The sequence below is a fragment of the Leptolyngbya subtilissima AS-A7 genome (assembly GCF_039962255.1).
In the GTDB taxonomy this organism is placed as follows: domain Bacteria; phylum Cyanobacteriota; class Cyanobacteriia; order Phormidesmidales; family Phormidesmidaceae; genus Nodosilinea.
In genome coordinates this window covers 186,415-211,029 of sequence record NZ_JAMPKY010000001.1, presented here as the reverse complement: position 1 = coordinate 211,029, position 24,615 = coordinate 186,415, and the positions used below count along the sequence as shown (strand labels likewise).

Genomic DNA, 24,615 nt, shown 5'->3' with positions numbered 1-24,615 from the left:
AGCGATTACAAGGCGTGGGTTAGACGGGTTAGGGCGGCGATCAGGGAGTGGTTTTGCTCCTCGGTGCCTACCGAAATTCGCAGCTTGTCGTCTAACCGGGGTTGTTTGAAGTAGCGTACCAAAATGCCCTGCTCTTTTAGGGCCAGATACAGCTGCTCGGCGTTGGGCTGGGGCGGCGTAGCCAGGACAAAGTTGCCGTGGGAATCGAGCACGGTAAATCTCAGATGCCGCAGTTCTTTTGTTAACGTCGCCCGCGAGGATTTGATTTTGTCTACGCAGGTGTTTTTGTAGGATTGATCGCGCATGGCTGCCGTTCCTAGGGCGATCGCTAGGGCATCGACGTTGTAGCTGTCTTTGACCTTAAATAGCTCAGCCAACAGCGCCGGATTGGCAATCCCAAACCCTAGCCGCAGCCCCGCCAGCCCATAGCCCTTCGATAGGGTGCGCAGCACCATAACGTTGTCAAATTCCTGCACCAGCGACAGCGCTGAACCTTCAGCAAAATCGACATAGGCTTCATCAACCACGACTAGTCCTGAAGCCTGCTGGGCTAAGTCTCGCAGGTCAGACAGCGCTACCACGTGGCCCGAAGGGCTGTTTGGAGTGGCAATGAACGTAATCGCCCCCTGGGCCGCCACCAGATCCTTTAAAGGAAATTGAAAATCGTCGGGATAGGGAACCTCGACTACGGTAGCAGGTTGCAGCGCCGCCAGGGTGCGATATAGCACGTAGGTCGGGGTGGGGTAAACAATCGAGCGGGCTGCGTCGTCGGCACAGGCGCGCACCAAAAGATTGAGCAGGTCGTCGCTCCCGTTTCCCACAATGATCCAGTCCGCCGGTACGCCTAGAACATCGGCGATCGCCTGGCAAAAGTTACGGGCAAAAGGGTCAGGATACCGCCTGAGCAGCTCATCCTCGAAATGCCGCAGCACCTCGATCACCTGGGGAGAGGGCGGATAGGGGTTTTCGTTGGAGTTGAGCTTAATAATGCTTGTGCCAGGGCGAGGCTGTTCTCCCGGCACGTAGCCAGCCATCGCATCAATGTTGGGGCGAACGTAACTCATTACAAATAAATCGTGGGGATCAGAGTACTTCCTGTGAAATGCTGGATCACAGACATTCAGCCTGTTGAGGCAAGGTTTGATCATGCTGACCTTTTACCATACCCCGCTGTCGGTCAACTCCCGCCGCGTCTGGGTGGCGCTGCTAGAGAAGAATTTGCCCTTCGAGGAAATGGCCATGAGCATGGGGGGAGAGCAATTTCAGCCTGAGTTTTTGGCACTCAACCCCTTTCACCACATTCCCGTGCTGGTCGATGATGGCTTCACGGTCATTGAATCCTTCGCCATTTTGGATTATTTAGAAGCCAAGTACCCCACGACTTCGCTGCTGGCAACCACTCCTGAGGGCATCGCCACGATGCGCATGGTTGAAATGGTGACGGTAAACGAGCTGGTGCCCGCCATCAACCCGCTGATCAAACAGATGATGGGCTTTGGCCAAGACCCAGAGGAGGCGATCGCCCAGGCCAAGCAAAAGGCCGAGGTGGTGCTCAAGTTCTATACCGACAAGCTGGGGAATGGCCCCTTTTTCTGCGGCGAGCAGCTCACCCTGGCAGATGTGGTGGCGGGCACCTTTGCTCCCTGGTTTGAGCAGTTGGGCCTGCCTATGGCCGACTACCCCACCCTACAAGCCTGGACTAGCCGCCTGATGGATCGCCCCGCCTGGCAGAGGACCCAACCTTCAGCGGAAGATCTGGCGGCGTTTCGCGATCGCATGAAAGAGCGCATGGCCGCCCAAGGGCAGTAGTGATTCGTCGGGTGCCTCTCTGGGGTTGGATGCTGGGGTTGGGGGCGCTCGCCCTCAGCCTGCGCCTGGTTGGCCTGGGCCGCATCCATGGCCTAGTCTTCGACGAGATCTACTACGTCCCCTTCTCGCTCGACTATTTACAGGGAACGCCCAGCTTCGACGCCCACCCGCCCTTGGCCAAATACCTAATCGCCTTGGGCATTTGGATTGGGCAGTGGCCCGTTGCCTGGCTGGGTTGGCCCACGGTGGAGGTAGAGGGTGCTTTGGTCAGTCCGCTGGCCTTTCGCTGGCTGAATGCGATCGTGGGCGCAACAATTCCGGTACTGTTGGCGGCGCTGGCCTTTGCCCTCAGCCATGACTATCCACCCCAGCGCCATCGCACCTTCGCCCTGGTGGCCGGATTGCTAATGACGATGGAAGGGCTGACTCTAGTAGAGTCGCGCCTGGCGTTGATCAATATTTACGGGCTGGCCCTGGGGCTGCTGGGCCAGTGGGCATGGGTCAGGGCAGGTCAGGCCCAACATTCCTCGCGCTGGCGCTGGGTAGCAGGCATCGCCCTGGGGGCCGCCATCAGCGTGAAGTGGAACTGGGCAGGACTGTGGCTGGGCCTGCTGCTGTGGGAAATTCTCACAAGCGATGGGGAAGCCCCTCTCCCTAAATCCCTCTCCCCAGGGGAGAGGGACTTTGAAGTTTTCTCTGGCGCCCCTTCTCCCTTAGGGAGAAGGGGCTGGGGGATGAGGGGCAACCGCTGGCGCATGCGGGCGGCCTACCTAGGCGTGATTCCCTTGGCGACCTACCTGCTGCTGTGGCTGCCCCATCTAGCGTTAACGGGCGAATCGCTAGTGGGCATTCACCGTCGCCTTTGGTCTACCCACCAATCGATCGCAGCGGGGGCAGGTCACGATTACTGCTCGCCTTGGCACAGCTGGCCACTGATGATGCGCCCGGTAGCCTACTTTTACGAACGCGCTGACGGCATAGCCACGACCATCCACGCGATGGGGAACCCAGTGTTGTGGTGGCTGGGGACAGCGGCTGTATTAGCTCTGGGCCTGGGCTGGCTGAGTCGGCGAGTGACGGGTGAAAATCGCGGGGTTAGGTCCCCAAGCAATGCCGTAGTGCTGTTTATTCTGCTTAACTACCTAGCGAACTGGCTGCCCTGGGCGCTGGTGAGTCGCTGCACGTTTCTGTATCATGCGATGGGCATGGCGGCGGTTAGCACCTTGGGGCTAGCGTGGCTAATGGCGCAGTGGTGGCAGCACCCTCGCGATCGCCCGCTGGCTCTGGTGCTGCTGGGGGCGATCGCCCTCAGCTTTCTTTTCTGGCTCCCCCTTTACCTCGGCACTCCCCTCTCGCTAGAAGCGCTCCACCGCCGCTGGCTCCTGCCGGGGTGGATCTAGTGCCTTCAGCCCTGGATAGTGATCACGTTAAAGCCCTCTTCTGGGGCGGGCGGCACAAAATAGCTGGTGAACTGGTCAAAATCAGCCTCGGTTGGCGCATATTCGTGAGTGCCGCTTTCGTTACGCTGGCGCAGCCGCCGCTTGCACTCGGCATCCGGCACGTCTAGGTAATACAGACTATGGGCAACTCCAGCTCGCTCAACGATCGCTTTCATCCACTGCCGACTTTTCACCGTGTTGGCTGGGAAGTCGAGGACGACCGAGAGCCCCGTTCTCAGTAACGCCTCAACATGGGTGCCCATCACGCTGTTGAGGCGCGTGCTACATCGAACGTAGTCAGCCAGCGTGTTGAGCTCGTCAGGGTAGAGGGTGGACAGCCACTCGTCCTGGGCAATCAAAACCGTACCGGGCTGGCTCGCCAATTCGCGTGCCTTAGTAGACTTGCCCGCCGCAATTTTGCCGCACAGTAGGTAAAGGGTTGCGTCAGCCATTGCCGTCACCTCATCTGCGCCTAGCCCAACTTTTTTCTTTGACTTTGATAGCACAACCGACCCGAAAGCAGACTGTGTTGGCCGATCGCATCAGTAGCCGTGTTCTGTCAAAAACTCTAGCGACAGCCCATCTCCTCCTGCCGCAGAATCCTCCTTGCCCACCGTGAATTTCTCTACATACTTACCCAGCACGTCGCCCTCCAGGTTCACCGCCTGGCCAGGGCGCAGGTGTTGCAGGGTGGTTTCGCGGTAGGTCACAGGGATCACCGCCACGGCGAACCAGTTGCCGCTGGGGCTACAGTCGGCCACCGTCAGGCTAATGCCATTCACCGCAATGCTGCCCTTGGGCACGATGTAGCGGGCCACCCGGCGATCGCCCACGGTAAAACTAAGCTTCCAGGCGTTGTCGGTTTCGATCGCCGCTTCTAGATGGCCCTGCCCGTCGATGTGGCCGGTGACAAAGTGACCACCAATTTTGCTGCCCACTCGCAGTGACGACTCCAGGTTGACTCGACTGCCGTCGGGGAGGTTGCCCAGGGAGGTGCGATCGAGGGTTTCCGGTGAAACTGCGGCCACAAAGCCATCGGGCAACATGGTTTCTACCGTCAGGCAAATGCCATCTACCGCGATGCTATCCCCCAGTTCGACATCGGTAAGGGAACCAGGCAGTGGGCTGGTCTCCCAGCGCAGGTAGACCTGGGTATCGCCCTTGTGAAAGAGCATACCCGTCGCTTGAATCAGTCCAGTAAACATGGCTGTAACCTTAAGAAAATTCTCAGGGAAACTGCGACCCACCTAGGGCCCAATCGGGGCATACTTAAAGCAATAATTTTTTTCTTTAGAGTATCCCGTATTCCATCTGCTGATAGATAAGCTTAGGTAGACTAAGGGGGCAACCCCCGCCCACAGTCGCTTTAGAATCGCTTCACTGGGTAACCCTCAGCCTGCCATCCATAGAAATCGCCCGGTACGCAAACAGCCCAGTACACTAGTAATAGTATCGGTTCCAGGCTGACAAACACCCCTAGAGCACGCCAATCAACGGATCCAAGAGGCCAAACCAATGATTGAAATGAGAGTCGCCGGGATTGCCCTAGATGCGATGTCGCGAACTCCGGTAATTTTGCTGCGAGACACTACCGATCGCCGACAGGTTCCAATCTACATCAGCCGCGAGCAGGCCAATTCCATCATCGCGGTGCTCGAAAACCAGCCCGCCCCCCGTCCCCTCACCCACGACCTGTTTGTCAACTTGCTCGATGAGTGGGATATGACCCTGGAGCGCGTGGTCATTCACTCCCTACAAGACAACACATACTTTGCCCTGCTCACCCTTTCCAAGGGCGAAATTCGCCGCGAGCTAGACTCGCGCCCCAGTGATGCGATCGCGATCGCTCTGCGCCTTGACGCCCCCATCTGGGTGATGGAAGAAGTCGTCGCCGAGGCCTCTATCCCTGTCGATACCGACGCCGATGAGGCTGAGAAGAAAGCGTTTCAAGCCTTTCTGGCCAACATCAACCCCTCCGATTTCACCCACCGGGGCAAGTCCTCCACCAGCAACGATACGCTGGAAAGCTCTGACTCGTAGGGCAAAGGGTTTAGGGTATAAGGTACAAGGCTCAGGGTTTATGGCCACCCCTTAAACCCTATACCCTGCCCCCTTAAACCTTTCAGCTATGGACTATCGGCGGTTCGGTCGCACCAATCTATCGCTCTCGGTGCTATCTCTGGGCATCATGCGCGCTCTGGCTTCTGAGAAGGTGTTTCGCGACACTCTGATCGCTGGGTTGGCGCTGGGCATCAACCACATCGAAACTGCTCAGGCCTATGGCACTAGCGAGCGCTGGTTAGGGGCTTTTCTCAAAACAGCAGCGGTGCCAGACAACTTGGTAATCACCACCAAAGTTACACCTCAGCCTGACGCCGCCACAATGACTCAGCGCCTAGAGGAATCCCTGGAACGGCTGGGACTGCCCCAAATTGACTGTCTCGCCATCCACGGCCTCAACACCCCTGAGCACCTAGCCTGGGTGAGCGATCCCCAGGGCTGCATGGCGGCGGTGCGGCGCTTTCAAGCCGATGGCCGCGTTGGCCACGTGGGGTTTTCGACCCACGGCAGTCGGGAGGTGATCGAGGGGGCGATCGCTACTGATCAGTTCGATTTCGTCAACCTGCACTACTACTATTTATTTCAGCGCCACGCCCCCATCCTCAACCTCGCCACTGAGCGAGATATGGGTATTTTCATCATCTCCCCTGGCGACAAGGGCGGTATGCTCTACACCCCGCCCGCCCAGCTTGAGGAACTCTGCGCACCGTTTACCCCGTTGGAGTTGACCTATCGCTGGCTGCTGGCCGACCCGCGCATCACCACCCTTAGCACCGGTCCCGCCATCCCGGCAGAACTCGCAATTTTAGAAAGCTTGGGCGATCGCACCTATCCCCTCACCGCCGCCGAACTCGCCGCCTTAGAACGGCTCTCGGTACAGGAATCTGCTGCTTTAGGGAGCGATCGCTGCGCCCAGTGCTACGACTGCCTGCCCTGCCCTGAAGCCATTAATATTCCAGAAGTGCTGCGGCTCAGAAATCTGGCGGTGGCCTACGACATGCAGCCCTTTGGCGAATACCGGTACCGCATGTTTGAGAACGCAGGTCACTGGTTCCCCGGCCGCAAGGCCAACCGCTGCACCGACTGCGGCGACTGCCTGCCCCGCTGCCCGGAAAAGCTAGATATTCCCACTCTGCTGCGCGACACCCACGATCGCCTCCAAGGCCCCACCCGCCGCCGCCTCTGGGGCGATTAGGGTTCGTAGTTCCAGGAGACTTCTGGTAGGTTTCTCACCACGTAGCTTATGGATTGGCCCGATAGCTCTGCCAATCGCCGAAACGCCCGGCCTGACACGTAGCACTCTACCGCTGAAAAGCTGTGGGCACAGCGCCGATAAAACCGTTGAGCGCTGGGGTTATCGACGGCTCCGCCGGTAATATACTCACCACCTCGCTGCTGAACCTGAGCGGCGATCGCCATCATCAGCTGCGCCGCCACGCCTCTAGCACGATGGGCCGGATCGACGAACAAATCAATGATCACACCGCCTTTCATGCAGTGGTGCAGATCATAATGAGATCCCCAGGCGGCAAAGGCAATTGGCGTTAGCGGTTCTGTTTCCGCCACTATCAGCTCAAACTCGGCTCCAAACCCGTCCTGGGCCAGCTTTTGGGAGGTGCCACCCCAAGGGCGCTGAAAGGTCTCCTGCATGTACGCCTCTAGCAGGGCTGTGAGACTGGGCAGATCGTCTAAGGTTGCAGGGCGCACTTGGTAAGGCATCAGCCAACCTACTCACTGTTCAAGAAACAGGCTTTGGTGAGCACCATTGTGCAATGCAGAACAAACTACCGCTATAACCCGCGAGGGTAACGATGGATGGACCTACTACCACACCAAGGGGGCGACATCATCAAGCAGAGGACGCATCAGCTTACCTCTGGTCAAAAAAAGCCGGCATTAAAACACGCAAGCACTTAGCAAACCATGAGCAGTAGAACGTCGGTTGCTATACTAGCGGCATGGCATTTTTGGCATCATCACCCAGGGAATTACTGCTGGGCAGGAGCGGTCGGTTTAGACCCTCAATGTTTCTATCGCCGAGAAAATGCCTACTCTATAGCTAAGGCACTCACCCCCAGCCATTCACCCAGAGCCAAAGATACCGTGGAAGAACAAAAGCAACCCTCCGAAGTTATCACTCTCCTTTCTAGCCGCGAGCTAGAAAAAATGCGCAAAGCCTGCCAGCTCGCCGCTCAGCTGCTCGACTATCTGACTCCCCACGTCAAGCCCGGCGTCAGCACCCAAGAACTGAACGACTTGGCCGAGACCTGGACCCAAAAGCACGGTGCTAAAAGTGCTCCCTTGGGCTATGCCGGTACGGTGATGCCCTTTCCCCGCTCTATCTGTACCAGCATCAACGAAGTCATCTGCCACGGCATTCCCAACGGCGAAGACGTGCTGCGTGACGGCGACATCGTCAATATCGATGTCACCCCCATTTTGGACGGCTACCACGGCGACACCTCCCGCACCTTCTTGGTAGGCGATGTTTCCCCCACCGCCCGTCGTCTGGTTGAAGTCACCGAAGAAGCCATGTGGCGCGGAATTCGTGCGGTCAAGCCCGGGGCTCGGGTGGGCGACATCGGTGCGGCCATTCAAGAATATGCTGAAGGTGAAGGCTTCTCGGTGGTGCGCGACTTTGTGGGCCACGGCGTCCACCGCATTTTCCACGCCGCTCCGCAGATTCCTCACTATGGCGAAAAGGGCAAGGGCAAAAAGCTGCGTCCCGGCATGGTGTTCACCATTGAGCCGATGATCAATATTGGCAGCTATGAGGCTGAAGTGCTCCTGGATGGCTGGACGGCAATTACTGTCGATCGCTCCCTGTCGGCCCAGTTTGAGCACACCGTAGTGGTGACCAAAGACGGCGTTGATGTGCTGACGCTCTCGCCTGCCAAGGTTTTGGCCTAGCGATCGCAGCCCTGCAAATTTGAAATAACCGGTGGCTGAGCGAAGTCACCGGTTATTTTTTGCTGTCTGCAACTGTTAGCTGAACCATGGAGTCAAGGGCGGCCTGAATGCGCTGCCAACCAGCAGGCGAGCTAAAGTCGATGCCCATAAACGTGCTGCTAGACTTAGTTCGCAGCATGAGATAGACCACTCCCGCTACTAAAACAGCGCTAATGGCTGGAATATCTTTGTCTGGAGGAAAAGACCCTTTTTCTTCTAAAAACTTTAGGCTGTCTAGAGCAAATCTGTCTCGTACATGGGCAAGTTCACGGGTTAATTCATTGCCCTCAAGCAGTTCCCACCGCAAAATTTCTTGGGTCATGGGGCGCTCTTGCAAATTGTCTGAAAATCTTGACAGCAGATAGGCCATCCAGCCGGCCAGAGTTTCGGCATTCACCGTAGACTCATCCCCCACCAATTCCTCTACTGATGGCCAGTAGTCACCCTCCTTAGCAAAACTTTGGAGCAGCTGCGGCAGCCCTTCAAAATATCGGTAGATCAAAACTTTATCGACTCCGGCCTCACGGGCGATCGCATTCACCCCTAGACCTTTAAAGCCAGATTCGGCTAATAGCCTGCCGACGGCAGCCAAAATGCGGGCCTTGGTTTCTTCTTTGTCGCGCGCCATAAAGTCCTCTTGCTGGCTTGTCACCACCCGGTGACCATGATACCGTGTCACTGGGCGGTGACTTAGATCGATTCATTCTTTGGCTGAGAGCAGACTATGCACAAGCTACTGTTTGATCTTGAGGTTTATACCTATCAAATTGACTTCGCGGGCCATGTGAATAACTCTGTCTATATTCACTGGATGGAAATTGGTCGCCTCAAGCTGCTAGAAGCCATTGGCATGCCCATTCACGAAGTGCTCAAACAGGGAATCGCGCCGGTTTTAGTTGAAACCAACATTATTTATAAGTTGCCGCTGTATTTGGGCGATCGCGTCCAGGCCCAGATGTGGCTGTCGGAGCTGCGCAACGCCTCGGCAGTGATGCAGTTTCGGTTTTATAATGGCGACCAGGTGTTGGCCGCTGAGGGCGTGCAAAAAGGTCTGTTTGTGGATGCTAAAACCATGCGTCCCAAGCGCCTGACCCCTGATGAAAGGGCTTCGTTTTCGCCCTACCTAAACGTAGCCACAGAAGTCTAATTTTTGCTCGTTGAATCTTTCCATTTAGCCAAGGGAAACAGCGCCCCTGCGATCTGACACATTCACGATTGGGGTGTTTTCGAGCAGCTTTTTCGCTGCCGCCAGCGATCGCCTTGAGAATTTTTATCGGTCGCGTCGACTGGTGCAGCACCCTGGTTACAGAACTGCTCCGAGAGCCAACACCCTTGGAAGATGAATGCCGTTCGCCCCTACTCTGATTCAGGGGGCCAAGCGTCGTCGATGTCGCTGAGAACGGTATCTAGATCCTGTCCATCGACGTAGTCAACAATGCCTGACCAAAAGGCGCCCGTGCCGATCGCCCCCGGCATCAGATCAGCGCCGTCGAAGCGCAGCACATCGGCATTTCTCAAAATCTCGGCCTGCTTGCGGGTGAGGTCATCGGGGTAAGCATCGAGGCTCACCTGCTGGTGTGGCGAGATGTAGCTACCCAGCCCGGCCCAGATCGTGTGGGGTTCGGGGGTGGCCAGGTAGGCCATCAGGGCGCGCACCGCTGGCGTGTCGTTAAAGACGCCAAAGACAATGCCGCCCAAAATCACCGCATTGCCCTGGGCAGGGTCTATCGGCGGCAGCGGAAACACGCTGAGATTGACGCCGGGTTCGATGGTTTCGGGCAAAAATTCCACAATAAAGCTGGCCTGGTGATGCAGGTAGCAGCCCGGTGGGTTGGCAAACAGCGGCAGCGGAGCCTCCCCAAAGGGGGTGCTGAGAATGCCAGTGGTGCCGCCCAGCACCGCCTCGGGGTCGAGGGCGATCGCCCCAAAGCCCTCAAACGCCGCCTTTACCTGCGGGTCAGCAAAGGGAATCTGGTGGCTCACCCACTGGTCATAAACGTCTGGCCCCGCCTGGCGCAGCAAAATGTCCTCGACCCAGTCAGTGCCCACCCAGCCGGTGGCCTGTCCGCTTTCCATGCCCACACACCAAGGTTTGCTGCCGTCAGCGATCATGCGATCGCTGAGCGCTTCCATCTCGGCCCAGGTCTCAGGCACAGTGTAGCCCTTGGCCTCAAAGGCCTGCGGGTTGTACCACACCAGACTTTTCACATCTGCCCGCATCCACAGGCCATAGACATCGTCTTCTAGACTGACCAGATTTAGCAGGTACTCGTCGTAGGCGTCGCCCAGGGTGGCGCGATCGATAAAGTCGGTGAGGGGCACCATCTGCCCGGCCTCAGCAAAGTCCATCATCAGCCCCGGCTGCGGGAAAAGGGCCATATCTGGCGGGTTGCCCGAATCGACCCGCACCGGCACCAGGGTGGTAAAGGCATCGCTGCCTTCGTAGATAATTTCAATTCCGGTAGCTGCGGTAAAGGGAGCCATAGCGGCCCGCATCTTGTCTTCGCCCACGCCGGTCAGGGTGCCCAGAATGGTGATGGTATCGCCGGACTGCGCTTCGGTAGATTGGGGAGCGTTTGACTGCGACCGGCAGCCAACCATCACAACGCTGAAGATAAGCGTAAGCCCGACGAATTGGGGAAGTTTTTTCATTGTGGTGGCCTGATCTCAGTGGGCATGCATGGCCCTAACCTTAGGCCAGGTTACTCTACTGTGCCAGCCCTGCGAAAAGAATCCTTATTCCCCATAGACTACGCGGTTGCGTCCGGTCTGCTTGGCTCGGTAGAGCGCCCGATCAGCGATGTCGATCAGATATTGAGGCGACGTGCCGACAGTGGGAATTTGGCAGGCCACCCCAACGCTAACGGTGACATAGACCGTCTCGGTTTCTGTTTCAAAATTCACGATGTTGAGCGCGCAGATGCTGCGGCGAAGGGTTTCAGCAATGGTGAGTGCCCCCGAAAGATCGGTATTGGGCAAGACGACAGCAAACTCTTCGCCCCCATAGCGGGCGACTAGATCGGTAGGGCGATTAACCACGCCCTGGCTAGTTTGGGCAACGGTGGTCAGGCAAGCATCTCCAGCCAGGTGCCCGTGGCGATCGTTGAATTGCTTAAAGCGATCAACGTCAAACATGATCAGCGAAAGGGGTAATTGGCTGCGACTCAGGCGCTTCCACTCCTGCTGAAGAACGACGTCGAAATGGCGACGGTTGGCAATTTTAGTGAGGGCATCTTGGCGGCTCAGTTCATTGAGGCGTTGGTTGGCCTGCTCTAGGGCCTGGTTGGTCTCGGCTAGCCGTTCAGCTTGGCACTGGAGTTTGGCCAGTAGATCGGCCTGCTGCACGGCGATCGCCAACTGGTCAGCCACCTGCTCCAGCAGATCGACTTCTCCCGTACTCCACTGGCGGTAGTCGCTACAGGTCTGAGCGATCAAAAACCCCCAAAGACAGTTTTCTCCTTCGCCCTGGGCCTGTAGCACCGGGGCAATAATGGCCGACTTAGCCGCGATCGCCCGCATCAAGGGGCTGAGGCAGAGGTCAGCATCCTGCTGCTCTAGGTCGGCCACAGCACCCACGGTGCTCTGACCATAATGTTGATAGCAGGTTGACCGCAGCCCTTGCCCCTGGCACTGATGAGCGGTGATGGCTATAGGGCAGTCAGCCTCATGGGTAACCTGAATGACCTCGCCGCCGTGGCCCGAGGTGAACTGAAAAATCAGGGTGCGATCGACGTGTAGGTGGCGCTGCACCTCCTCAGTGGCAGTGGCCAAAATATCTTGTAGGTCTAGGGTTTGTCGAATGCGTTGGGTGATCTGCCAAAGAGTGTGATCTTGCTCTGACTTCCGCTGGAGGGCAAGTTCTGCCGCCTTGCGATCGGTCAGGTCTTGAATCAACGCAAAGTAGCCTTTCACCGCCCCCTCGGTGTCGTAGTCGGGTACCAGGGTGGCGTGCACATAGCGCGTCCCCGCCCGGTCATAATGTAGGGTGGCTTCATAGACCACCTTTTCTCCCGCTAAAACCCGATCGATATTGGGCTTAACCTTTTCGTAGGCGGCGGTGCCAATCACTGTTTCCAAGGAGCGACCATAGAGATCCTCCGGCTTGATACCAAACCAGTCTTGATACGTGACGTTGACGTATTGATAGCAAAGATTTTTGTCTACATAGGAAACGCAAGCAGGCATCGAGTCAACTATTTGCTGCAGCAGATGAAGCTGGGCATAAACTTGAATCTGCCTGTTCACGGTCGCCTCGTGCCGCCATGCCGTCGGGGAGAGCTGCAACTCCGATGACTCTGGAGTAATCTCGTTCCAAAAGCGGGGAGACTGCCGTTTACCTCTAGGCACCTTGGCCATAGAGAAAATCCTCTGGTGGTAGATTGAGCAGAACAGGTGCCAGAGTCGAATTATTCCCTGTTCAGCATTGTTCTTTGTTAAGTTAGCAAAAGTCGCTCCTAAACAATCCCCACCCAAAGAGTTAACTTATCGCCTCTTCAGTGTGGGAATTAAACAGGTGTAGGACATGGGTGTTCACGGCCAGTTCAACCCTGTCGCCCAAAGCCAGAGTCGAGCGGCGATCTACCCTAGCTGCGCAGCTCTGACCGTCGCCTAGAGCCAGGTAAACAATCACCTCATGGCCCATGCTTTCAGTGTGGGTAATGGTGCCTTTGAGGGGAGCGGTGACTATGCTAGGAGGCAGGTAGCGGGCATCGTGAATGTCTTCGGGGCGAATGCCGCAGATTACCCGCTGACTGATGTAGCGCTGGTACTGGGCAGAGGTTGTCGGCGGTAGAGGCAAGCTTAGAGCATCGGATTTGAACCAAAGCTGATCGGCCATTTCGACTAGAACTCCATCAAAGAAATTCATCGCGGGACTGCCGATAAACCCGGCCACAAACTTGTTTTTAGGAGCGCTGTAGATCGCCTGGGGAGTATCGATCTGCTGCAAGACGCCCTGGTTCAAAATGGCGATGCGGGTGCCCATGGTCATGGCTTCGACCTGGTCATGGGTGACATAAATGAACGTGCTTTCTAGCTCACGGTGCAGGCGACTGATTTCGGTGCGGGCCTGCACGCGCAGTTGAGCATCCAGGTTAGAAAGGGGTTCATCCATCAAAAACACCGCCGGGTTGCGGACGATCGCCCGACACACCGCCACCCGCTGCCGCTGCCCCCCCGATAGCTCCTTAGGCTTGCGGTAAAGCAAATCTTCCAGCCCCATCTGCTGGGCCGCCCGCTGCACCCGCTGCTGAATATCGCCCTTGCCCAAACCCTGAAGTTCCAGGCTAAAAGCCATGTTGTCATACACCGTCATGTGGGGATACAGCGCGTAGGACTGAAACACCATGGCAATGTTGCGATCGCGGCTAGCCAGCTCATTCACCCGGCGAGCGCCAATATAAATATCCCCAGCAGTAACCGCATCCAACCCCGCCAGCAGCCGCAGAGTAGTAGTTTTGCCACAGCCCGAAGGGCCAACGAAGACAAGGAATTCGCGATCGCCGATCTCAATATTCAAATCACGGAGGGCCACAAACTCGCCGTAGCGCTTAGTAACAGACTTGAAGGTGACCGAGGGCATAGGGTGGGGGAGTGGATGGGTGGGAGAGTGGGAGGGTGGATGGGTGGGAGAGTGGATGAGTGGGAGAGTGAATGGGAAGGGTCAGGGATCAGGGGGTCAGGGTTTTAAGCTCATCTACTCCATCCACCCGCCTACCCATCCACCCGCCTACCCGCCTACCCGCCCACCCATCTACCCCTTCACCGACCCCGCCAACAGCCCACGCACAAAGTACCGCTGGAGGGCAAAAAACACCAGCAGCGGCACCGTCATGGTGACAAACGCCCCGGCGGTGAGCAGATGCCAGTCTTGGCCTCGCGAGCCGACCAGGTTGGTGAGGGTAATGGTCAGGGGCGCGACGGTGGGGGTGCCGCCCAAAAACACCAGCGCCACCAGCAAATCATTCCACACCCAGAGAAACTGGAAGACTGCAAAGGAGGCGATCGCCGGCATCGACAGCGGCATCACCACTCGCGTAAAAATTTTGAGGTGAGTGGCCCCATCCACCGCCGCCGCTTCGATCAAGTCCTTTGGCAGTGCCCGAATGTAATTGCACAGCAGGTAAATTCCCAGGGGCAGACTGTAGCCCGTGTGGGCCAGCCACACCCCGGCAAAGGTGCCCGTTAGGCCCAAATCGCGGTAGGTGCGCAGCAGCGGAATAAACGTCATCTGCAGGGGCACCACCAGCAGCGCCACGATCGCCAAAAACAGCCACTGGCGACCGGGAAACTCCATCCAGGCCAGGGCGTAGGCAGCAAAGGTGGCGATCGCGATCGGCATCACCGTCGCCGGAATCGCGATGGTAAAGCTGTTCAGCAACGCCTGCCCCATGCCCGCCGCACCCAGCACCGCGCGGTAGTTCTCCAGGCTGTACTGGGTGAACTCAAACGGGTGCTGAAACACCGTCCACCAGCCGCTGGCGAGCACGTCAGTCGGGGGCCGCAGGGAGCTGATCAGCAGACCCAGGCTAGGGAGAGTCCACAGCAGGGAGAGGGTGACTAGGGCGAGGTGGATGGGGGTGCGGGTGAGCCAGGGGGGCATGGGGTAGAGGGTTGGCGAGTGGAAGGGTTAGCGAGTGGGAGGGTAGGGGGTTTAGCGGGTAGTGGGGTGGAGGAATTCGCGGATGTTGACGACCATGATGGGGATGACGGCGAGCAGCAAAATGACGGCGATCGCGCTGCCCCGGCCATAGTGGCGAAAGCTAAACATCTCCTTGAACATACGGCTGGCGATTACCTCGGTGCCCTGGTTGCCCGCCGTCATCACATACACAATGTCGAATACCTTGAGCACCAGCAGCACGGTGGTAGTCGAGACCACCAGAATGGTGGAGCGAATCATGGGTACAACAATGCGCCAAAAAATCTGTACCTCATTGGCCCCATCGATGCGGGCGGCTTCAAGCATCTCCTGGGGAATGCCCTTCACCGCCGCCGAGAGCAGCACCATGCAAAAGCCTGTTTGCAGCCAAATCATAATGGTGATCAGGGCGAAGTTGTTGAGCGATCGCTCAACCAGCCAGCCCACCGGCTCAAAGCCCAGGCTGGTAATCACCCCGTTGAGCAAGCCAATTTGGGCAGTCCCCGCCGGACGAAAGGCGTAAATAAACTTCCAGATCACGCTGGCTCCGACAAAGGAGATCGCCATGGGCAGAAAGATCAGCGTTTTGGGTAAGGGCTCATAGCGCACTCGGTCGGCCAGCACCGCAATCAGCAGCCCCAGGCTGACGCTGCCCCCCGTTACCCCCACCAGCCAGAGAATGTTGTTGCGAAAGGCCTCGCCCATGCCCTTATCAGTAAAAAGGGAGATGTAGTTGCTGAGGCCGACGAAGGACTGCGATCGCGCATCCAGCAGGCTAACGTAAACCGTCAATACCGTTGGGATGACCAGGTAGGCCAGCAGCAGCAGCAGCGCCGGGCCTAGATAAACCCAGGGCAGAATGCGACCTTTGAGCCGTCCTGGGGCAAAGCGCTCCACCAGCGCATTCGCCCCATAAAACAGAGCTACAACCCCACCGCTACCGACCAAAATGGCCAGCACCGCCATTCCTATCTTGGAGAAAACAACCATAGACCTGCGATTAGCTGTCAGTCAGTCTTGACGTTACCTGCCCTAGGCCCACCCATTCCCGTCCATCGCTGCAGGGCCAATGCCCCATTCTGCAACAAGTTCAGCGCTCTTATGTTTGAAGGCAGGCATTCTAGAGATGCTCCGAGCCGCCATCGGGTTGAAAGGCCCGACACCACCCAGGAATAACGCTATGCTGGGGCTGATTTTACCTTAGGCAGGGCGATGGCGCGGCAGCGAGCATTTTCGGGTACCCCGTGGGAAGCGCAGGTCGGCTACTGCCGGGCGCTGCGGGTAGGCCAACAGATTTTTGTCTCCGGCACCGCTCCCAATGATGGCCAAGGGGGCACCTTTGCCCCCGGCGATGCCTACGCTCAAACCAAGCGCTGCTTTGAGATCATTCAGCAGGCCTTAGTAGAACTGGATGCTGACCTCAGCGACGTGGTGCGTACCCGCATCTACATCACTGATATGAGCCGCTGGGCAGAAGTCGCCCAGGCCCACCACGAGCTGTTTGCCGACCATCCCCCGGTCAACACCACCGTCGAAATTCCTGCCCTCATGCAGCCCGATATGCTGGTCGAAATCGAGGTTGAGGCCTTGTGTGAAGCCGCCCCGTCCCAGCCGCCACCGGTCAGTCGGCCGCAGAATATGATTTTGGGCCGCCCAATTCAACGGTCTGGCCTGCCGCCGACTACAGGATCAGATCTAGATGAAGGCTGTCTCGACTAGCCCCTCAATCTTCGTAGTCAACCGGAATGCGCCCCTGCTTAGCGGCGGCTACTAGGCAATCGTAGTCGCGCTCGGTTTGGTCGGCGTAGGCTTCGGCAAAGAGAACCAGAGCATCGGCTAATGCATCGCCTTTACCGATATAGCCCGCCAGCATGGCGGCGTCGCCCGATTTAGCGTGGGCCAGCGCCAGCGCCCAGCCGCAGAGGGTGCAGTAGTCAGGCAGTCTCGACACCTGAAACTTGTCGGGTTCGAGCTTAAATCCGCCTTTCATGTCGCGCAGTTGGCGAACGTAGTAGTGGGTGCCGTTGAGGCTGCCCCAGCCCAGAAAAATATCGGGAGACCCCTGAATCAACTTCTGCCCAATCACCACCCGCCGCCCCTGGTGGTCGTCGGGCAATCGATGGTCACACCGCGCCGAGGAGTAGGGAGCCAGCGCTGAGGGCTGGGCTTCTTTGACCTGTAAGAACAGTGGATCGCTGGCGTCTTTGCCCTCTAAATAAAGCACCCAGCAACGGGTGCCCACACTCCCCACTCCTACTACTTTACGGGCCACATCCAGCAGTCGGTAGCGCGATAGCAAAAAGCGGCGATCGCCGCTCAGAGACGTCAAATAGTCTTGCAGTAGCGTCTTCACGTCAGCTATTACCGTAGGGCCATCGCTTAGGGTCTCGGCCCGCACCACCAACGGCGGTGACTCGATGATGTGGTGGCGATCGTCCACCAGGTTGGTCATTTCGTCGAGCACTTGCAGGTGGTTGCGATCGCGCGCCTTATCCAAAACTCGCTGGGCGTACTTCTCGGCGCTGTCGGGCAGCTTTCCGAGTAGTTCGGATTCACTAATGTTGTCGTACCACAGCTCAAGGTAAGGCAGGTCGGCATAGGCGGCCAAGTGCTGACGGTAGGATTCGATCGCCGCCCGCACTGAGTTTTGGCAAAGGGAGCGATCGCCTCCTAAATACCGCCCCCCCACCACAATGCTGGCCGCCAGACGCTTCAGATCCCACTCCCAGGGGGCGAGGTAGGTTTCGTCAAAGTCGTTGATGGCAAATACCAGGTTGCGCTCAGCCGAGGCAAACACTCCAAAATTAGACACATGCATGTCACCACAGGCCTGCACCTCAATGCCGGTAGTCGGTGCTGGAGCAATATCGGCCACCATCACCGCCGCCGAACCCCGCAAAAAGGCAAAGGGTGACGCCAGCATCCGTCCGTAGCGCAGCGGCACCAGGGCTGGCAGGCGCGTTGTCGCCTGGGCCTGCAGCAGAGCTATCGGGTCAGGGCGATTGGCAGGGGAGTGATATTTGCCCAGGTCAGAGCGCTTGACCCGCTGCCGCAAAGCCTTGCCCGCTGCCATGCGATCGGCCACCGACTGAGGTATATCAGCATCGGCTGGGTTAGAAGCCGGTTCGTCAGCGGTAACCATAGCAATACAGGCCAGAAACAGCAGCGTAGCTAGGCTTGACCAACCGGCACATCGACAGCGGCTTGAAAGGCATCCCAGGTGAGAATGTCCTGGAGCAGCGCCCGATAGCCAGCTACGTTGGGGTGCAGGCCATCCACAGAAATCAGCGGCTGCCACCAGGCTTCACCCCGGCCCATCCACAGGTTGAGCACATCTAGGTAAGGAATGTTGTGGCTGGTGCAGACCAGACGAGTGGCTTCACGATAGCGCCACTGGTCGCTATGGGTGTAATACAGCACCTCTGAGAAGGGCATGGCCTGCTCGTTGACCGGCGTCATGCCGATAAACAGCACCGGGCACAGCCGTTGCGCCTGGTTCAGCAGCGCCTCCATATGCTCCTGAAACTCGTCAAAGTCGGTACGGTTACGGCCCAGGGTATTGCCCACCCGTGCCGAGTCATTGAGACCCACCGACAGCACCAGCAGATCGGGCACTCGGTTGCGCAGCTCGCCTCGGTTACGAAACTCATGGTCAAGGCGCTGTCTCACCTGGCTGACGCCATCCCCCCGCACCCCGAGGTTGTAAAAAACTGCCCCCTCACGGCCTGGGGCCATGGTCAAGCGACGCAGGCGCTCAACCCAGCCGCCGCCTTCTGGGTCACCAAAGCCGTACACCAGACTATCGCCCAGCACCAGCACCTTTTGGGGATGGGGCTGCTTGAGAATGATTCCTGAGGTAGGGGCGGAATGGGAGGCCAGCATAGAGTAATTAACTTAGGTAATGAGCCGAACCAATCAAACTGGACTATAGAAGGATTTGTTTTAAATTGTTTACATATTACCCTTTGAGGTGACTAGTGCCAGAGGCAAACCTTCATCTGGCTGGTAAAAAAGCGCGATCGCCCAAGCTTGAAACCCGCTGCTTTGCCTTAGGCTGTAGATGGCTATAACGGCCGCGCCCCGATAGACCCTGGCCCACATGAGCAGACGTATGGAGTACGGTGCAGCACATGGTAACGAACCGATCGCCAAAAGCTGGCTAGCCCGCTGGTGGGAAGAGCTTACTCCCATGGCGCAGTCAACCCTAGTGCTGCTGGCTACCCCGCTGCTCGTACTGAACGTTTGGGCGGTGGCGGTTATTTTCGGTTACTTCCGCTCAATTTTAGTTACCGTGCTGATCGCGGGTCTGCTGGCGTTTTTGCTCAGCTATCCCATGGGTCGCCTCGAGACCCTCGGCCTCAAGCGTGGCTTAGCCTCAACCCTAGTGCTAGTGCTGGCTCTAGTCGGATTTTCCGGGCTGGCTATTGTAGTGCTGCCCTTTGTTATCGACCAGGGTCAGCAGCTGGTAGTGCGCTTGCCCGACTGGTTTGACTCAGGCAAAACCCAGCTCATAGTGCTCGACGGCAAGATGGCCGAATGGGGTTGGCCGATCAACCTCGATGGGCTAATCGCTCAAACCAGCGATCGCCTCAAGCGCGAGATCCAGTCCATTGCTGGGGAAGCCCTCAACCTCACCATTAACGTGGCGGTGTTTACCGCCAACAAGCTGCTCGACGTTGTGCTGACCGTGGTGCTCACCTTCTACCTGCTCCAGCACGGCGAAGAGGTGTGGGAAGGGGTGGTAGGGCTGCTACCGACCCGCCTCCAGCAACCCTTCTCAGAGACCCTGCGGCAGAGCTTTCGCAACTATTTTTTAGGCCAGTTCATCGTCGCCAGCTGCTTTGGCACCGCTCTGACAATTATTTTTGGCCTGCTGAACGTCCCCTTCGGTTCACTGTTTGGCCTCACCGTGGGACTGCTGGCGCTGGTGCCCTTTGGTGGCACCGTCGGCGTGATCATCGTTACCCTACTGGTGGCCCTGCGGGATATCAAAATTGCCATCCCCATGCTGATTTCTGCGGTTGTTGTGCAGCAGCTGGTCGAAAACGGCATTGCTCCTCGCGTGTTGGGCAGCGTTACTGGCTTGAACCCTTTTTGGGTCTTTATCGCCATCTTGTCCGGGGCGAGGGTAGGGGGTCTGCTGGGCGTAATTGTGGCCGTCCCCGCTGCTGTCATTATCAAAGAAGCCCTAGTGGCACTGCGCAACTCCCGTCAGCCTGTTCCTGAGGCAGAAGCCTCCGTCAGTTCCGGCGCTGGCTCACCCCAGGCTAAAGCACCAGCCCTGCCCTAAAGAACGCCCCGGCGGCCGTTGGGCATCACCGTAGACCAGTTGGTGCGAGCTGCTGCCAGCTGGTCGGCAGAAATTAGCGCTCCCGTCAGGTCAGCTCCGCAGAGGTTGGCCCCCCGCAGGTTAGCGTTCGACAGACAGGCATGGGCGAGGTTGGCCCCCCGCAGATCGGCCCCCTCCAAGTTGGCATAGTGGAAGTAGGCCTTGATCAACTTGGCGTTGCGCAAGGTTGCTTTGCACAGGTTAGCCCGGCCAAAGTTGGCGTTGCTGAGATCAGAGCCTTGGAAGTTGGCACTGGGCAGCTTTGATTGATTAAAGTTAGCTTCGACCAGCAGGGTGCGCTGCAGATCAAGGTCTTTGAAGGTTTGCAGCGAAAAGTCGCGTCGTCCTTTAGCGTACTTCTGCTTGACATCTTCAGCAGACAGCACGGCAGCGGCGGGCGTAGCTTTCCGCGGGGTGGGCGAGCCGTTTTGAGTTGGCACCAGGGGAGCCATGCTCTTGGCCCCCGAATGCGATCGCTCCCGCCGGGCTCGAATCGCTGCCGCCATGCGAGATGACGGAGAGCCACCCCCTGAGTTGCTGATAGCGGCATGGGGTGAGGAACCACTCACTGGCCCGCCAATGCTATAGCCGCTGGTGGCCGGCCCCAACGAGGTGGGAAACGCCATGTTTTGGGCCAGGCTTTCCATGTAGGGTTCAAGATCTAGGTCGCGATGGATAGCCTCCACGCTCTGGTAGCGATGCTTGACCGAGATCTCCAGCATCTTTTGCAGCACACCAGCAAAGTGGTCGCTAATGTGCACGTGCTCACGCCACAGCAGTTCCCCGTTGTTGGGGTCGTAGTTGAGATCTTTGGGGGCTTTAGCCGACAGCAAATAAATGCAGGTCACCCCCAAGGCGTAGATATCGCTGGCGTAGACGGGGCGCATGGCCATCTGCTCAGGGGGCGCGTAGCCGGGAGTGCCGATGGCATAAGCGGTGAGGGCTGTCTGGTCAGAGCTGGCGGCCTGGGCTGGGTTGACTTTGTCTTTTACGGCCCCAAAGTCGATCAGCACCAGTTTTTTATCCTGGTCACGACGAATGATGTTGGCAGGTTTAATGTCGCGGTGAATAACGTGGTTATCGTGGACGTACTGCACCATCGCCAAGATTTCGCTGAGGAATTGCTTGACCCCAGCCTCAGTGAAGGGGCCACCGCGCTTGACCTCTTGCTGTAGGGTGAGGCCGTTGATATATTCCTGCACCAGAAAAAACTCTTGCTCGCTCTCAAAGTAGTCAAGCAGGCGGGGCAGTTGGGGATGGTTACCGATCATCCCTAGGATCTTGGCTTCTCGTTTAAACAAATCTCGTGCCATCTCGAGCACGTGGGGGGCTTCGGCGGAGGGGCGCAGCTGTTTGATGACGCAGGGGGGCTTGCCGGGCAGCAGCTCATCGCGAGCCAGAAAGGTTGCCCCAAAGCCACCCTGGCCCAGAGCCCGAATCATCCGGTAGCGATCCCGCAACAGTAGCTCTGCCCCGCACGTTTGACATTGGTTAACCGTGGGGGGGTTCTTAGGCTTAGAACAATCAGGGTTGATGCAGTAGCTCATGCGGCCCAGAATGGTGGGTATCTAGACGGGCCCGAAGGCCACGGCAAGCGGTAATTAACCAGCAGCGGGGCAGTAACAGGGCAGCCCTAAGGCTGCGATCGCGGCAGCTGTGGGGACCGACCCCTCTCGGTAATGCCACATTACCCCAATTATTCCCTGTTTCAGAGAGGGGTTATAGCATTCACCTACAGGGATATATACTTCTGCCCAAAATCCAGGGGAAATGTGAAAAGTCGATAAACCCTTGCTCCCCATTCTCAATAGTGAATCAGGTGTGCAGTAGAGAGCTGGCGCCCTTGGGTAGATGCAATGCCCACGGGGTAGAATGTTTGGGCAATAAACCACAGCATTCTAGATTTTCTAACGGTCAAGACAGCCCCACCATGCGCATATCTCTGAACTGGCTCAATGAATACGTCAATGTCCAGCTTTCTGCCGAAGAGCTAGCCGATGCCCTAACCATGGCCGGGTTTGAGGTCGAAGACATTGAAGATAGACGCACTTGGGCCGATGGCGTGGTGGTTGGCCGAGTGGTAGAGCGTACCCCGCACCCCGATGCCGACAAGCTCAGCGTGTGTGTGGTCGATATTGGCCAAGCCGATAGTTCAACTATAGTGTGCGGGGCTGCCAACGTGCGAGCCGACATCTACGTGGCAGTGGCCACCGTCGATACCTACTTGCCGGTGGTAGATTTGACCATCAAGCCCCGCAAGCTGCGCGGCGTGCCCTCAGCGGGCATGATCTGCTCCCTGGCAGAGTTGGGGTTGGCGAAGGATTCTGAGGGCATCCATATTTTTGCAGCTGACAGCCTAGAGCTGGGGCAAGACGTGCGTCCTCTGCTCGGCCTAGATGATGTGATTCTCGATGTCACCTCGACCGCCAACCGGGCTGACGCCCTCAGCATGGTGGGCATCGCCCGCGAAGTGGCCGCGATTACGGGGACCGAGCTGCACCTGCCGGTGACCCAGGCGCCGACGGTACCAAAAAGCGCCACAGCTCCGGGAATCGCCCTTCCCGACGAGAAAGCCTGCCCAATCTACATCGGCACGGTATTAGAGAACATTGCCCTTGGCCCCTCACCCCAGTGGTTGCAGCAGCGGTTGGTGGCAGCGGGCACTCGCCCCATTAATAATGTGGTGGATGTCACGAATTACGTGCTCCTGGAGTGGGGCCAGCCGCTGCACGCCTTTGACCGCGATCGCCTGCTGACCACTGGGGACACTCTCAACCTCGGCGTTCGCTATGCTCAGCCCGGCGAAACCCTGGTGACCCTAGATAGCCAAAAGCGTCAGCTTCAGCCCGAGACTCTATTAATTACGGCCAACGACCAGCCCGTGGCCCTGGCGGGGGTGATGGGCGGTGAAGCCACCGAGGTCCACGATGGCACCCAGGCGATCATGCTAGAGGCCGCCTTTTTTGACGCGGCGGCGATTCGCAAGTCGGCCCGCAGTCAAGGGTTGCGTACCGAGGCTTCGGCCCGCTACGAGCGTGGTGTCAACCCGGCAGAGCTAGGGCTGGCCTGCGATCGCGCCCTCCAGCTGCTGCAAGAGCTAGCTGGAGCCACCGTCATTGCCCAGACCACCGGCACCACCGCCCTCGGGGCGGCCATCCCCGAACGGGTGATTACCCTGCGGCTGAGCCGGGTAGCCCAACTGCTGGGCAAAGTGATCAATCTGGGCGACCAGCCCCAAGACCTGCCGCCTGAAACCATTCAAAAGCTGCTAGAAACCCTGGGCTGCCAGGTAGCTCCGACAGATGATGCGAGCGTGTGGGCCGTAACCGTACCCCCCTATCGCTACCGCGATCTGGAGCGCGAAGTGGATCTGATTGAAGAAGTAGCCCGTCTCTACGGCTATAACCACTTTGCCGACACCCTGCCCCAAAAGGCGATCGGCGGCTTTTTATCGGTAGAGGCGGCCCTGCGTCGCAAGCTGCGGGAGACGTTTCGCGCGGCGGGGCTGACCGAGCTGCTGCACTACTCGCTGACTAAGCCAATTAGCGATCGCCAAGTCACCCTCGCCAACCCCCTTTTTCCTGAATATTCGGCCCTGCGTCAGGATTTGGTGGATGGGCTGATTGATGCCTACGAATTTAACCTCAACCAGGGAAACGGCCCCCTCAACGGCTTTGAGATCGGCCACATCTTTTGGCAAGACGAGGGCGGCATTCATGAGGCTGAAGCGGTAGGTGGCATTGTCGGCGGCGACGGGCGATCGAGCCAGTGGGTCACCAGCGGTCAAGATCGGCCCCTCACCTGGTACGAGGCCAAAGGTATTCTCGATGGAGTCTTTAGCCGCCTGGGCCTGACGGTTGACTACCGTGCCGATAGCACCGACCCACGCTTTCACCCCGGTCGCACCGCATCGCTATGGGTGCGCGGGCGAACGGAGCTAGGTCGCTTTGGTCAACTGCATCCCCAGCTGCGGCAGCAGCGGGAGCTACCCGCCGAGGTGTATGTGTTTCAGCTCAACTGGTCGGCGCTGGAGACCTGCCTGGTGCCAGTGCTGCAAAAGTCGGCAAAGTTTGCCGCGTACTCGACGTTTCCGGCCAGCGATCGCGACCTAGCCTTCTACGCCCCGCTCGAGGTCACCGTCGCCGACCTAACAACAACCATGACCAAAGCCGGGGGCAAACTGCTGGAGTCGGTCGCTCTATTCGACGAGTACCGGGGCGAAAGCGTCCCCCAAGGGCAGCGTAGCTTGGCCTTTCGTCTGGTCTACCGCTCCCCCGACCAAACCCTCACCGATGAAACGGTAGACCCTGTGCACCAAAAAGTGCGCGCCACCTTAGAGAAGCAGTTTGGCGTAACGCTGCGCAGCTAACTGCACCGACATGCCACCG

General features: G+C 58.1%; 22 protein-coding genes. 9 read left to right on the top strand and 13 right to left on the bottom strand.

Annotation, left to right across the window (positions count from 1 at the left end; genetic code table 11):
• Positions 1-5 precede the first annotated feature (5 nt).
• On the bottom strand, positions 6-1,064 hold the full coding sequence (gene hisC, locus NC979_RS01060; RefSeq protein ID WP_190522922.1) for a histidinol-phosphate transaminase: 1,059 nt from the start codon (positions 1,062-1,064) through the stop codon (positions 6-8).
• 82 nt (positions 1,065-1,146) lie between these two features.
• On the opposite strand from hisC, the gene NC979_RS01055 reads away from it, so the two are divergent.
• Positions 1,147-1,809 carry a glutathione S-transferase family protein gene (locus NC979_RS01055; RefSeq protein WP_190522920.1) on the top strand — a complete coding sequence of 221 codons (663 nt, stop codon included), beginning with the start codon at positions 1,147-1,149 and terminating at the stop codon, positions 1,807-1,809.
• The gene (locus NC979_RS01050) at positions 1,809-3,209 is read left to right on the top strand and encodes a phospholipid carrier-dependent glycosyltransferase (protein WP_190522917.1); all 1,401 of its coding nucleotides are present in this window, start codon (positions 1,809-1,811) and stop codon (positions 3,207-3,209) included. Before NC979_RS01055 ends, NC979_RS01050 begins: the two co-directional genes overlap by 1 nt.
• A 5-nt stretch (positions 3,210-3,214) precedes the next feature.
• On the opposite strand, the gene NC979_RS01045 is transcribed toward NC979_RS01050, so the two are convergent.
• Together NC979_RS01045 and ribE are read right to left on the bottom strand one after the other, a co-directional pair.
• The gene (locus NC979_RS01045; protein ID WP_190522916.1) at positions 3,215-3,700 is read right to left on the bottom strand and encodes a P-loop nucleotide/nucleoside kinase family protein; all 486 of its coding nucleotides are present in this window, start codon (positions 3,698-3,700) and stop codon (positions 3,215-3,217) included.
• Positions 3,701-3,790: 90 nt separating this feature from the next.
• Entirely contained in the window at positions 3,791-4,453 is a 663-nt protein-coding gene (gene ribE / locus NC979_RS01040) for a riboflavin synthase (protein WP_190522912.1), read from the bottom strand.
• Positions 4,454-4,763: 310 nt separating this feature from the next.
• Between ribE and NC979_RS01035 the strand changes: the two genes are divergently transcribed.
• Positions 4,764-5,288: a bifunctional nuclease family protein gene (locus tag NC979_RS01035; RefSeq protein WP_190522910.1), complete on the top strand. Its 525-nt coding sequence runs from the start codon at positions 4,764-4,766 to the stop codon at positions 5,286-5,288.
• Positions 5,289-5,376: 88 nt separating this feature from the next.
• Complete coding sequence (locus tag NC979_RS01030) at positions 5,377-6,504, top strand: aldo/keto reductase (RefSeq protein WP_190522908.1); 1,128 nt, start codon at positions 5,377-5,379, stop codon at positions 6,502-6,504.
• Here the strand turns inward: NC979_RS01030 and NC979_RS01025 are convergent.
• Positions 6,501-7,028, bottom strand: coding sequence for a GNAT family N-acetyltransferase (locus NC979_RS01025; RefSeq protein ID WP_190522906.1), 528 nt, complete (start codon positions 7,026-7,028; stop codon positions 6,501-6,503). The two genes, NC979_RS01030 and NC979_RS01025, sit on opposite strands and share 4 nt — an antisense overlap.
• A 204-nt stretch (positions 7,029-7,232) precedes the next feature.
• On the opposite strand from NC979_RS01025, the gene map reads away from it, so the two are divergent.
• Complete coding sequence (gene map / locus NC979_RS01020; protein ID WP_431191000.1) at positions 7,233-8,219, top strand: type I methionyl aminopeptidase; 987 nt, start codon at positions 7,233-7,235, stop codon at positions 8,217-8,219.
• A gap of 52 nt (positions 8,220-8,271) precedes the next feature.
• On the opposite strand, the gene NC979_RS01015 is transcribed toward map, so the two are convergent.
• Positions 8,272-8,937 carry a TetR/AcrR family transcriptional regulator gene (locus NC979_RS01015; protein WP_431190999.1) on the bottom strand — a complete coding sequence of 222 codons (666 nt, stop codon included), beginning with the start codon at positions 8,935-8,937 and terminating at the stop codon, positions 8,272-8,274.
• 45 nt (positions 8,938-8,982) lie between these two features.
• On the opposite strand from NC979_RS01015, the gene NC979_RS01010 reads away from it, so the two are divergent.
• On the top strand, positions 8,983-9,405 hold the full coding sequence (locus tag NC979_RS01010; RefSeq protein ID WP_190522901.1) for an acyl-CoA thioesterase: 423 nt from the start codon (positions 8,983-8,985) through the stop codon (positions 9,403-9,405).
• Positions 9,406-9,614: 209 nt separating this feature from the next.
• On the opposite strand, the gene NC979_RS01005 is transcribed toward NC979_RS01010, so the two are convergent.
• The 5 genes from NC979_RS01005 to NC979_RS00985 form a co-directional block, all read right to left on the bottom strand.
• Positions 9,615-10,910, bottom strand: a complete 1,296-nt coding sequence (locus NC979_RS01005) for an ABC transporter substrate-binding protein (protein ID WP_190522899.1) — start codon at positions 10,908-10,910, stop codon at positions 9,615-9,617.
• An 84-nt stretch (positions 10,911-10,994) separates the two neighbouring features.
• On the bottom strand, positions 10,995-12,614 hold the full coding sequence (locus tag NC979_RS01000) for a sensor domain-containing diguanylate cyclase (protein ID WP_190522897.1): 1,620 nt from the start codon (positions 12,612-12,614) through the stop codon (positions 10,995-10,997).
• Positions 12,615-12,735: 121 nt separating this feature from the next.
• Positions 12,736-13,839, bottom strand: a complete 1,104-nt coding sequence (locus tag NC979_RS00995) for an ABC transporter ATP-binding protein (protein ID WP_190522895.1) — start codon at positions 13,837-13,839, stop codon at positions 12,736-12,738.
• A gap of 171 nt (positions 13,840-14,010) precedes the next feature.
• Complete coding sequence (locus NC979_RS00990) at positions 14,011-14,859, bottom strand: carbohydrate ABC transporter permease (protein WP_190522893.1); 849 nt, start codon at positions 14,857-14,859, stop codon at positions 14,011-14,013.
• Positions 14,860-14,910: 51 nt separating this feature from the next.
• Positions 14,911-15,888 carry a carbohydrate ABC transporter permease gene (locus NC979_RS00985; protein WP_190522891.1) on the bottom strand — a complete coding sequence of 326 codons (978 nt, stop codon included), beginning with the start codon at positions 15,886-15,888 and terminating at the stop codon, positions 14,911-14,913.
• A 222-nt stretch (positions 15,889-16,110) separates the two neighbouring features.
• On the opposite strand from NC979_RS00985, the gene NC979_RS00980 reads away from it, so the two are divergent.
• Positions 16,111-16,617 (top strand): Rid family hydrolase, encoded by a 507-nt coding sequence (locus NC979_RS00980; protein WP_190522888.1) that lies wholly within the window; start codon positions 16,111-16,113, stop codon positions 16,615-16,617.
• Between the two features lie 4 nt (positions 16,618-16,621).
• Here NC979_RS00980 and NC979_RS00975 read toward each other — a convergent pair whose 3' ends face one another.
• Entirely contained in the window at positions 16,622-18,040 is a 1,419-nt protein-coding gene (locus tag NC979_RS00975) for a DUF2252 domain-containing protein (protein ID WP_190522886.1), read from the bottom strand.
• A 29-nt stretch (positions 18,041-18,069) separates the two neighbouring features.
• Positions 18,070-18,780 (bottom strand): GDSL-type esterase/lipase family protein, encoded by a 711-nt coding sequence (locus tag NC979_RS00970; protein ID WP_190522884.1) that lies wholly within the window; start codon positions 18,778-18,780, stop codon positions 18,070-18,072.
• A 217-nt stretch (positions 18,781-18,997) separates the two neighbouring features.
• Between NC979_RS00970 and NC979_RS00965 the strand changes: the two genes are divergently transcribed.
• Positions 18,998-20,188, top strand: a complete 1,191-nt coding sequence (locus NC979_RS00965) for an AI-2E family transporter (protein WP_242024167.1) — start codon at positions 18,998-19,000, stop codon at positions 20,186-20,188.
• Here NC979_RS00965 and NC979_RS00960 read toward each other — a convergent pair.
• Positions 20,185-21,774 carry a serine/threonine-protein kinase gene (locus NC979_RS00960; RefSeq protein WP_190522882.1) on the bottom strand — a complete coding sequence of 530 codons (1,590 nt, stop codon included), beginning with the start codon at positions 21,772-21,774 and terminating at the stop codon, positions 20,185-20,187. The two genes, NC979_RS00965 and NC979_RS00960, sit on opposite strands and share 4 nt — an antisense overlap.
• Positions 21,775-22,157: 383 nt before the next feature.
• Here NC979_RS00960 and pheT point away from each other — a divergent pair, with 383 nt between their 5' ends.
• Positions 22,158-24,596: a phenylalanine--tRNA ligase subunit beta gene (gene pheT, locus NC979_RS00955; protein WP_190522880.1), complete on the top strand. Its 2,439-nt coding sequence runs from the start codon at positions 22,158-22,160 to the stop codon at positions 24,594-24,596.
• Positions 24,597-24,615: the final 19 nt, after the last annotated feature.